We start from the raw sequence: 12269 nt of genomic DNA, 5'->3' as shown, positions 1-12269 counted from the left end.
TCACTAAATCACTAAATCACTAAATCACTAAATCACTAAATCACTAAATCACTAAATCACTAAAAATCTTCCTGTAAATCAAAAACCAGATCAATCATATTTCACTTAAAAACTTCCGCCCATAGCGCTGATCAAATTGACGGTGGTCTGATATTGTTTACTCGTCAATGACCATACATTGTTTTGAGCAGATAGGCGGTTATTCTGGGCAGTGAGTACATTTAAATACCCAACAATACCTGCTTTATATTGGTTTGTTGTGCTCTGCTCGGCACGTGTAGCAGCAGCTAAACTCTGTTGCTCCTGTGCAACTTCCTTCGAGAGTAGATATTGTGCAGCGATGTTATCTTCAACATTTTGAATCGCTGACATCACTGTTTGTTTATACACGGCGGCGCTTGCATCGTAGCTTGCCTTGGCCTGTTCTGTTTGTGCATGACGCAGTCCACCATCAAATAAAGTCGCTGCCAGTGTAGGCCCAACAGACCAGATAAAGTTAGGTGCACTGAATAAATTACTTAATTTACTACTTTTATAACCGAGATTTCCGCCTAGACTGAAATCTGGGAAAACTGCCAATTTTGCTACACCGACCTGTGCATTTGCTGCGGCCATCGTTCTTTCTGCGGCAGCCACATCTGGACGGCGCTGCAAAATACTTGAAGGTAAATTTACAGGGATTTGTGGCAGCACAGGTAATGTTTTCGGCAGGATCAGTTGCAACTGATCTTGAGGCTGTCCAATTAACATCGCAATCGCATGCTGTAACTGTATTTGTGCCAATTGCATTTCGGTATAATTTGCGAGCGCAGTTTGATACTGGCTTTGTGCCTGATCAACTGTCGTTGATGCCACAATCCCTGCTTGATATTGATTGTGTGTGAGCTGCAAAAATTTTTGCAGGTTTTTCAGGCTCTCTTGCTGTGATTGTAGCTGAAATCCCAGAATCACCCATTGTAGATAGCTGGTGGTTAATTGTGCCTGCATACTCAGGCGAATCGAATTGAGTTCGGCTTCACTTGCTTGGGCTTTATCCTGATTCACCCATATATTTTGGCGGACTTTGCCCCAAAAATCAGGTTCCCAACTGGCATTTAGTCCCATGTTATAGTTTGCGGTTGTAGCACTCTCACCAGATTTTGCCCGCGTAACATTCGTATTTCCTGTCACAGTTGGTTTGGTACTCGCGGTAGCTTGATTGAGTAATGCTGTAGCTTGACGGTATTGGGCTTCATATTGAGCAATTGAAGCATTTTCACGATTCAATTGTTCGACCAATTGATTTAACTGGGTATCCTGAAAAATTTGCCACCATTCTCCTCTTGGCAGCTGATCACTTGGCACAGCAATTTTCCAATCTTCAGTTTCCCATTTTTTGGCATCTAATCCATATTGAGCAGGTTGAGAGAATTGTGCCTGTATATTCAGTTGCGCACTGGGTTCTGGTTTCACTATTTGACAACCTGACAATACCCCCATGACACCTAAAGAAAAGGCACTGAGCAACTTAGAAGGTTTAACTCGGATCTGTAATGAGAAAAACTGATGCATATGATTGTCCTTTTCTTATTTTTTCAAACTTAATGATTTGGCTGGGAAGATATGTTGCAGCTTGCGTCTTCCCCATCGACTGAACTGATCGATATATAAATACATCACAGGCGTGCTATATAGCGTCAAGATCTGGCTAATTATCAAGCCTCCCACAATCGACACACCCAAGGGGATATGTAACTCGGCTCCATCACCACGGCCCAAAGCTAGAGGCAAGGCTCCAAATAACGCTGCAAGCGTGGTCATTATGATGGGCCGAAAACGTAGAACTGAAGCATCTAGAATGGCAATTTCAGGCGGCAATTTTTGTTGTCGTTGCAAGGTTAACGCTACATCAATCATCATAATTGCATTTTTCTTTACAATTCCGATCAACAATAAAATCCCAATCAAGGCAATCACACTAAATTCCATGTTGAATAGAACTAGCGCAATTAAGGCACCAAGACCTGCTGATGGCAAGGTCGAGAGAATCGTTAAAGGATGAGCAAAATCTTCATATAAAATGCCAAGCACAATATAAATCACGATAATCGCAGCCAAAATCAAGAGTGGCTCGGCGCTTAGCGACGCTTGAAAAGCTTTGGCCGAACCTTGAAAACTGCCACGTACCGAGCTTGGAACCTGTAACAAATTCATGGCCTGATTAATCTGAACCGTTGCATCGGACAATGAATAGCCTGGATTCAGGTTAAAGGTAATGGTACTGGCAGCAAATAAACCTTGATGATTGACAGACAGTGACGTATTTGCAGCCTGCCATGTACTAAATGTCGATAACGGAATGGACTGCCCTGCATTATTTTGCACATAAATACCACGCAGCGCCTCGACGGTTTGCGCATACTCAGGAGCAACTTCCATCACAACATGGTATTGGTTCATGGCGTTATAAATTGTCGATACCTGCCTTTGTCCAAAGGCATCATTTAAGGTGCTATCGACCTGAGACTGAGTAATGCCCAACGATTTCATTTTGTCATGATCAAAGATCAATTTGGTTTCCAAGCCTTTTACATCTTGATCACTTGAAACATCAGTCAAGGCAGGAAGCTTACTCAACGCAGCCTGAATTTTAGGTGTCCAACTGCGTAAAGTGTTTAGATCATCACCTTGCAAGGTATATTGATAACTCGCATCGCTAGAGCGCCCACCGACATTAATATCCTGCACAGGTCTCAAGGTAAATCTTGTTCCTGCCTCATATTTAAGCGCTTTGCGCAAGCGTGCCATAATCTGATCAGGATGATCCGTTCGCTCACTTAACGGTTTTAATGCTAAAAATAAATTGGCACGGTTCATTTGCGAGCCACTTATTGTTCCCATCACATGATCAACAGCGGGATCTTTCCCAATCACTGCCATATCGTGTTTAAGCTTCGTATTCATGGCATCAAAAGAAATATTCTGATCTGCCACCAAAGAACCCATCATTACCCCAGTATCCTGCTGCGGAAAAAATCCTTTAGGTACCACGATATATAAATAAACATTCAGTCCAATGGTAAAAATGAAAATAATCAGCGTCATGGCCTTGTATTGCAGTGCAATCGCCAGACTCCGCTTATATAGCAAGGTCATTCGACCAAAAAGACCTTGTTGTTTTAAATATTCATCGTCTGATGCGACCAGAAGCATTTCACTGTTGCTGATGGGAGTCGTTTCGGAACGCTCTATTTTTAATAGTTCAGGCCTCATCTGTTTGATTTGACGCGATTTCAACCACCATGCACATAGCATCGGCGTGGTGGTAAGTGAAACCAGCATCGAAATTAAAATGGCGTAAGTTAATGTCATGGCAAATTCATGAAACAAACGTCCAACTATTCCGCCCATCAATAAAATTGGAACAAATACTGCAATTAAGGAAATACTCATGGATACCACGGTAAAACTGACTTCTTTTGCCCCCGTGATTGCAGCCTGCATCGGGCTTAAGCCTTCCTCTATGCGTCTTGAAATCGTTTCTAATACCACAATGGTATCGTCTACCACAAAGCCTGTCGCAATGGTTAGCGCCATTAAACTAATATTATTTAGAGAAAAACCTGACGCATACATGAGGCCGAAGGTGCCAATCAGCGAGATCGGCACCGTTATTGCAGGAATCAATGTGGCGCGGCCATTTCTCAAGAAAACAAACACCACCATAATCACTAACATCACCGCAATCAGCAGGGTGCGTTCAATCTCCCGCAACGAGGCTTGAATGGTCTTACTACGATCAACTGCGGTGTGAATTTCAATTTGTGAGGGTAAGGCCTGCTGCAATGTCGGCAAGGTGTCTCTAATGCGCTGAATAGTCTCAATCACATTGGCATTGGGTTGTTTGAATACCATCATCAAGACTGCGGGTTGGTCGGCGTAATAGCCCGCATTGTGACGGTCTAATATAGAATCTTGTACTTGGGCAACATCCGAGATGCGTATAGCAGCACCGTTTTTATAACTGACAATAAGCGGAATAAAATCGGCCGCCTGCCTCGCCTGATCATTGGCCTTGACTTCCCAAAGCTGATTTTTCTGCTCAACAAAACCTTTAGGGCGATTGGCATTGGTGGAAGTAATCGCTGAACGCACCGCATCTAGCCCAATACCATAATGTGCCAATTGACTTGGATTTAATTCAACACGTACTGCGGGCTGTGCCGACCCTCCAATATTGACATCTCCAACCCCATCAATTTGCAAAAGCTTTTGCCCTAAAATGGTATCCGCGGCATCGTAGATTTGCCCACGCGACAAGGTTTTAGAGGTCAATGCCAAAATCATGATGGGTGCATCAGCAGGATTGGCCTTGCGATAGGTCGGATTATTTTGCAAACCTGAGGGTAACGAGGCAAGTGAAGCATTGATGGCGCCCTGTACATCACGAGCTGCGCCATTGATATCCCGATTAAGATCGAACTGTAAAGTAATTCGCGTGGTTCCCAATGAGCTTGCGGAGGTAATCTCATTTACTCCCGCAATACGGCCTAAGTTTCGCTCCAAAGGTGTTGCCACGGTTGCAGCCATCACTTCTGGACTGGCACCCGCCTGTTTTGCTGTCACCGAAATTGTTGGAAAATCGACTCGTGGCAGTGAAGCCACAGGCAAAATATTAAAAGCCAGTATCCCCAGTAAAACCAGTCCCAGACTTAATAAAGTAGTTGCGACTGGACGGCGGATAAAAGGCGTTGAAATACTCATACCTCATCCGCCTGTGACTTAAAATGTTTGTAAGGTGCCAAGTCACTGGCAGACTTGTCTGGTCGATGCGTCCCTCTGATCTTTTGTGCTAAATGATTAAAGGCCAAATACACCACAGGTGTTGTAAATAAAGTAAGTAACTGGCTCACAATCAGACCACCAATCATGGTAATTCCCAAAGGATGCCTTAACTCTGACCCTATGCCCGAGCCAATCACTAACGGTACAGCACCCAGCAATGCTGCCATAGTGGTCATTAAAATAGGCCTAAAGCGTAATAAACAGGCTTGATAAATAGACTCGATTGGGGTCAGCCCTTGGTGTCGCTCTGCATCTAAGGCAAAATCAATCATCATGATGGCATTTTTTTTGACGATTCCGATCAGCAATACAATCCCGATAATGGCAATGATATTCAGATCATTATGAGATAATACCAATGCCAGCAACGCACCAATCCCTGCCGATGGCAAGGTCGATAAAATGGTTAATGGATGAATAAAGCTTTCATATAACACCCCCAAAATAATGTACATCACCACAATCGCTGCAACAATTAACCAGACGGTACTGCTCAGCGAAGCTTGAAAGGCCAAAGCTGCGCCTTGAAACTGCGTCATTAGGCTGCCAGGCATCTTTAATTGTTGTTCGGTATCTTTGACTGCCTGTACGGCTTGTTGTAGTGAAACCCCTGCTGCTGTATCAAACGACACCGTTGCGGTTGGAAATTGCCCTAAATGATTGACTTCAAGCAAGGTGCTTCTGGGTTGAATACTGGCAATGCTACTCAAGCGTATAGGCGTGCCATGACTGGAAGGGATATATAAATTTTGTAATGCCTGTAATCCATTCTGATCTTGTCCAGATAACCCCAGTACAACGTGATATTGATTGGTTTGCGTAAAAATCGTACTAATCAGTCTTTGGCCAAAGGCATCGTAAAGAATATTATCGATGCCTGCTGTAGTAATGCCGTATTGTGCAGCAGCATCGCGGTTGATATCGACATAAACCTGCAAGCCCTTATTTTGCCAGTCGCTTGCCAGATGATTCAGTTCGGGACGTTGTGCCAACGCCTGCATCAAGGTAGGTACCCATTTTGCCAAATGATCTGCGCTGGTTGACTGCAAGGTAAACTGATACTGTGTCCGACTCTGCCTCGCATCGATCGTTAAATCCTGCGCAGGCTGTAGATATACGGTCATTCCTTGCGCCTGATTCAGCCGTTGCTGCAAATCCTGAATAACTGTCTGAATATCTGCTCGATCCGATTTATCTTTGAGATTAATCAGAATACGCCCCATATTTAAAGCGCTATTGCTACCATCAACCCCAATAAAAGAAGAGATACTGTCCACTGCTGGGTCATGCAGAATAATGTTAGCGACTTGCTGCTGCTTAACACGCATTGCCTGAAACGATGTGGTCTGGTCTGCTTCCGTTATCGCAATAACTTGTCCCGTATCCTGAACAGGAAAAAAACCTTTTGGAATAAAAACATACAACATGACCGTAAATACAAAGGTCGCAATGGTGACCACCAGGAATAAACCTTGCCGTGCCAATACCCAGCGTAATGCAGTGGCGTACCAGCCGATCAGTTTGTCAAAAAAATCTCCCATGACATGATAAAAACGCCCCTGTTCTGCTTCAGGCGTATACTTGAGTAATCTGGCAGACAACATCGGAGTCAGGGTTAAAGAAATAAAAGCAGAAATTAAAATGGAAACAGCCAGTGTAATCGCAAACTCACGAAACAAACGCCCAACCACATCCCCCATAAACAACAGTGGAATAAGCACCGCAATCAATGAAATGGTGAGTGAAATAATGGTGAAAGCAATTTGCTCCGAACCTTTTAATGCCGCCTGCATGGGCGACTCGCCCTGTTCGATATAGCGAGAAATGTTTTCAATCATCACAATGGCATCATCAATCACAAACCCCGTGGCAATGGTCAGTGCCATCAAACTTAAATTATCGACTGAAAACCCCAGCAGATACATCACAGCGAAAGTTCCGACCAGTGAAAGGGGTAATGCGACTGCGGGAATAAACGTCGCACGTAAACTGCGTAAAAATAGAAACACCACCACAATCACCAAAACCATCGCCAGTAGCAGTTCAAATTCGACATCATTCAGCGAAGCCTGAATGGTACGGGTACTGTCACTTAAGATTTCTACTTTAGCCGATTGTGGAAAGCTACTTTGCAGTTGCGGCAAAATTTGTTTGATCTGATTGGCTACCTGAATGACATTGGCATTGGGTTGGCGTTGTACATTAATAATAATGGCTGGGCTTTGTGTTGCAGCATCATGATTGCGATGCCCAACCCAAGCCGCCAAGCGGGTATTCTCGGCAGAGTCAATGGTCGAGGCAATGTCCGACATTCGAATCGGCGCACCATTTTTATAGGCAATAATCAGGTTTTTATAATCATCTGCGGTATGCAACTGATCATTACCATCAATTGTAGATGACTGAACACTGCCACTGATGGTTCCTTTGGCCTGATTTACATTGGCTGCCGTAACCGCAGTACGTACATCTTCTAGCGTCAAACCCATATTCGCCAGTGCAGTAGAGTTCACCTGTAAGCGTACCGCAGGGCGCTGACCACCACTCACGCTAATCAGCCCCACTCCGCTCACTTGGGAGAGCTGTTGTGCTAAGCGCGTATCTACCAAATCTTCCAGCTTGGTGATCGGCATTTCTTTTGAGCTGATAGCGATGGTCATAATTGGCTTATCAGCAGGGTTCACTTTGCTATAGGTCGGTGGTGTCAGTAGATCGGAAGGTAGTAAATTATTAGAGGCGTTAATTGCTGCCTGTACTTCTTGCTCGGCAACGTCCAACCCCAGATTGAGATTAAACTGCAATGTAATGACCGAAGCCCCATTAGAACTGGTCGATGACATTTGGCTTAAACCAGGCATCTGACCAAACTGGCGTTCCAGTGGTGCAGTAATGGTAGAGGCTATCACCTCTGGACTCGCCCCAGGATATACCGTCGTCACCTGCATGGTTGGATAATCTACGGCTGGCAAAGACGCCACAGGTAAAAATTTCCAGGACACCAGCCCACACAAAAAAATTGCGATCATCACCAGTGTGGTCGCCACTGGTCGCTGGATAAACAAACGGGACGGATTCATCAACACTCCTTACTGCGCAGTGGGCGCAGAAGGCTGAGTAACCGCCGAGTTTGACGCATGATTTTGAGCGCGATGCTGCCCTAAGCCGTGGTGTGCTGCACTTGCAAGCGTAATTTTTGCGCCGTCCTTAAGCTTATCCACCCCATCCGTTACCACAGTATCATTGGCATTTAGTGCTCCACCCGTAATGACTGTATTGTCCTCTACCACCGTGCCTGTTTGAACATTCACTGCACTCACCTTCTGATCTGAATTAACTTTATAGACAAAAGAGCCATGGGCACCCAGTTGTAATGCGACTGTTGGCACAATTAGCGCATTTGGAATATTGCCCAAACTCATTCTTACATTGACAAACTGATTCGGAAATAAATGCTGATTATGATTGTCAAAACTGGCTTTAATGTTGATGGTTCCCGTGGTGACATTCACCTGATTATCCAGCGCCACGAGCTTGCCATCGGCAAGTTTTTGCGTATTTTGACGATCCCATGCCGCTACCTCAATCGGCTGGTCTGGATGATCTGTAATCTGCATTAATTGGGTGAGATATTGCTCTGGCACAGCAAACACAACTGAAATATTTTTGAGCTGGGTAATATTGGCAATGCCATTGGTATCTGAAGAGTTGACCATATTGCCAACATCAATCTGTCTTAAACCAATTCGTCCATCGACTGGCGAAACAACACGGGTGTAGCTTAATTGCAGTTTTGCATTATCTACAGCAGCCTGATCTGTTTTAAGAACACCTTGATATTGTTTAACCAACGAGGCCTGAGTGTCGTATTGCTGCTTTGCAATTGAATCTTGCTGCCACAATTGTGCATAGCGCTGCAAATCCAGTTGAGCATTGGTGAGTAAAGCCTGATCTTTGAGTAACTGCCCTTGTGCTTGTAGCAAAGCTGCTTTGGGTGCCCGATCATCAATAAGTGCCAACAACTGACCCTTATGAACCAATCCACCTTCTTTAAAATAGATTTGCATCAAGGTGCCATTGATCAATGGATGGACTACAACGGTATTGCTAGAAGTGACGGTTCCCAGTGCCTGAATCGTTTGTTGCACGTCTTGTTGTACAACTTTACTCACACCAACCGCGATGGGTGCGCCATTCAGACCCAACCCTGCTTTTTGTCCACCTTTCCCATGTGCACCACTTCGGGCAGATGCAATAGGTTGATGGGTTAAAAACCAGATTCCCCATCCAACCAAAAATAATATAATAAACAAGATGATATAACTTACAAACACCTTCTTTTTTCGGTCATTTTTTTCGCTATTTTCTGGTAGTGAATTTCCATTCATAAGAAGGATCTGTACGACTGATCAAGTTGTCATATAAATATTCTTATAGTGTTAATCTAAGCTTAAACACGAGCATTCAGCCCGCTAAATCTTTTGTATATGTAAGCAATTTCTCTGTCATTGAATATTGTTTTAAACATCGAAAATTGACGTATTTTATAAGCTAGTGGTGTATTTCCCTTGATGAATTGAGACCGAAAATGGAGGGTGAATAATCTCTAAAAACTAAAGATGCATAAATTAAAAATGAATTCACACATTTTCATCTAAATTTTGGCTGAATATTATTCTCTTTAATGATCTTTACTATTGAATATAAGACTGAGCGTTTAACTTGAGTATTGTTATAACTCCCTTGATGATCAAAACCTGTCATTTTAAATACTTGTTTAACGCCAGACTGTTTTAGTGGAGCAGAACCAGACTGGTGCGGTACGGTACCATCTCCAGCTGCGTCTTGATTGGAGATTGAAAAGACACCCAGATTACCATTTACTAACGAGATATAGCGGATACCATCATTCTCAAGTGCTAAGTCACGATTGTTCGCATCTGTACCTTTGCCCTCTTTAATTTTGACCATTTGTTCTTGAACAATTTTTTGACGATATGTACCTATTTGCTTTGCTGTCGCTCTTGGTAACCTCTTCATTTGTTCAGCAGTTAATCCCCGTAATGGTCGATCTAACGTCCATGTAAGTGTTCCAAAACTTAAATGTTTAGAGTCATCTCCATAGTTAACATAAGTACATGGATGATATTTATTGGTAATCTTAGAATGAAATTCTTTTACTTTCTCAATTTTTTTGAAATATACATCTTTGGCTCTCTGATTAGGATTATCTTTCTTAATTAACTTGGCAGGATCAACTAGTTCATCCTTAACCATTTCCCACCAAACCCCATCGGCCTTATAAATCTCTTCATATGGATCATTTTTCGGAAGAGATACAACGTTCTTTTGTAAGTCTTTTCCATTTATTAATCCTGAGCCGTTTAAGAATAACCATGGCTTTCCACTGTTATAAGCTTTGGTTGGTAACAGTTCTAAACCACCTGGCGCATTTGCAAGTACCGCAGTCACATGTTCAGTATTTTTACCAAGAACATAGGCTGGCAAAGCACCGACATCACCAGAGCCTGCCACAATACGACGATAAGCTGCTGCTGCGCCTTCAGCAGGCATTACTCCATGTACCACACCTGCAATATCAGCACTACACAATTGAACTAATCTACGCGTTAAAAGGCCACCCATAGAGTGAGTTACGATAATAAATTTATGAAAGCGTGCACCATATTCTTGCTTTATTTTATCTAGTTTTTGAGCAACAAGCGCTGCACCGTTTTCACTCGACTGTAGCCAGTTATACCCCATCGCATAGACGGGAAAATGGAATTTTTTAAGATGTTCTATCTCTTGTTGATTAATCGGCACAAATGATTGTTGTGGAAACCATTTTGAGGATTCAGTTTGATTCAGTAAACTTTTCCACTCATAAACTGCCTCTTGCTGTTTCATTTGTTGAACGGCAGCATATCCTCCTCCCAAGCCGGTTGTATAAATCGGTTTTTCATTTAAATCGACGTTATTTAATACCATTTGCAAATAAGTTAGAATTCCACCATAACTATCCCAATGTACAGTTCCCCAATAACGTTCCCGCAGTGTTTTTTCGGTAAGTTTTAGTCGTCGGTCAACTTTTATATCACCACTTGTATCTACTCTTGTATTTAAAGGGTCTAACTCTGTCTGTAGCTCAGCAGGAGTTTTTCCCATCTGTTTGGTTAAGGTTTTAACTTGACCAGAAATACCATTACCAATCATCCAGACTGGCTTACCCAAAACAGTATTAAAAATATTTGAACCCATAATTCCAGGTACAAAAATAATTGGGATTGTGTCCTGTAAAGGCACCTCTACATAAGTTCCAGACTTATTGGTCGTTGGACTAGTGGCTGACCCTGTTTGTGCAATAGTTTTGTTCGCCATCTTATTTCTCTTTTTCATTATTCGGTGTAATTCGGATACTGTTTAAAATAAAATCATTCAGTCGAAGAGCTTCTTTCTGGCTTATTGTTGAATTGAGTGGGTCGTCAGGTCTTACCATGTCTGCACTATCAAAACTAAACTGAATATAAGGGTCATTATGGTTATCTAGTGTGCCTAGATACTGCCATTCTCCTACTTCATAGCCTCTTTCAAAATATCCACGTCTGGACATATGATTTAGCACCTCTTCACCACCCAAACCATTGATTATCTTTTTATGTTCTCTGAGATTCTCAATGCTCATCAAGGCTTTCGCAATGGCAGGTAACTCTTTCTGGTTCTTTTTCATCATTTCAATTAAGTGCAAATCCGAGTCATAGGTTACACGATATACGACATCAGCCCGAACTTGCGGATAACTAGGGAATTTGAAATGTAAATATCCTCCCCCAAACGGAATGTTTTTGCTCATATCGTCTACAATAAAAAAATCCTTCCAACATAAACCGGCTTGATCTTCGCCTTTAGCCGATTTTATTTTTATACTTCTTAAAGTTTGTTTCATGTCCTCAATAGCCTCATTCAATAAATCATTACTTGCTCCACTTTTAAGAACAACTAATCTTTTCGGGCCTAGATAAAGGTAACCATAAACTTCATAAGCTGATGTCACATACAACCCATCTCGAAAAACAATAATATGACTAACAGAACGGTTAAGCTGATTTACTGGGCCTGGCATTTCTTGTTTTAATAAAACGCCTTCTGTTTCATGCGGCTCATGCTTTAAATACTCAATCTTGTCATTAATCAATTTTTGATATGCTTCGTATGTTTTTACACTTTCATCTACTTCTATATTACTGCCGTTGTAGTTGAAGTTACTGTATTCAACTTCTGTTTCTTTCGGAACCGTTAATTCAATTCGGCCGAAACACACTTTTTTAGGATTACGATAATCGATCACTTTAATTCCTTCTTGTTCTTTTTCAACATTTGAACATGCACTAAAAGAAACTGTTGTTAATAAGCAAAGGGTTAAGCGCTTTAATAATTTCATTCTTAAC

6 protein-coding genes are annotated in these 12269 nt (G+C 42.4%); all 6 read right to left on the bottom strand.

Features of this window, described 5'->3' with window-relative positions; genetic code table 11:
- Positions 1-105: 105 nt before the first annotated feature.
- Complete coding sequence (locus F952_RS05295; protein ID WP_004923568.1) at positions 106-1551, bottom strand: efflux transporter outer membrane subunit; 1446 nt, start codon at positions 1549-1551, stop codon at positions 106-108.
- Positions 1552-1566: 15 nt separating this feature from the next.
- Positions 1567-4743 (bottom strand): efflux RND transporter permease subunit, encoded by a 3177-nt coding sequence (locus F952_RS05290; protein WP_004923565.1) that lies wholly within the window; start codon positions 4741-4743, stop codon positions 1567-1569.
- Positions 4740-7901: a multidrug efflux RND transporter permease subunit gene (locus tag F952_RS05285; RefSeq protein ID WP_004923562.1), complete on the bottom strand. Its 3162-nt coding sequence runs from the start codon at positions 7899-7901 to the stop codon at positions 4740-4742. Before F952_RS05285 ends, F952_RS05290 begins: the two co-directional genes overlap by 4 nt.
- A 9-nt stretch (positions 7902-7910) precedes the next feature.
- Positions 7911-9209 (bottom strand): MdtA/MuxA family multidrug efflux RND transporter periplasmic adaptor subunit, encoded by a 1299-nt coding sequence (locus F952_RS05280; RefSeq protein WP_004923558.1) that lies wholly within the window; start codon positions 9207-9209, stop codon positions 7911-7913.
- 262 nt (positions 9210-9471) lie between these two features.
- Positions 9472-11202, bottom strand: a complete 1731-nt coding sequence (locus F952_RS05275) for an esterase/lipase family protein (RefSeq protein ID WP_004923555.1) — start codon at positions 11200-11202, stop codon at positions 9472-9474.
- A 1-nt stretch (position 11203) separates the two neighbouring features.
- On the bottom strand, positions 11204-12262 hold the full coding sequence (locus F952_RS05270) for a T6SS immunity protein Tli4 family protein (protein ID WP_004923550.1): 1059 nt from the start codon (positions 12260-12262) through the stop codon (positions 11204-11206).
- Positions 12263-12269: the final 7 nt, after the last annotated feature.

Source organism: Acinetobacter baylyi DSM 14961 = CIP 107474, assembly GCF_000368685.1.
GTDB lineage: Bacteria > Pseudomonadota > Gammaproteobacteria > Pseudomonadales > Moraxellaceae > Acinetobacter > Acinetobacter baylyi.
The sequence above is the reverse complement of the archived record's forward strand: the minus strand, read 5'-3'. Positions and strand labels throughout refer to the sequence as shown.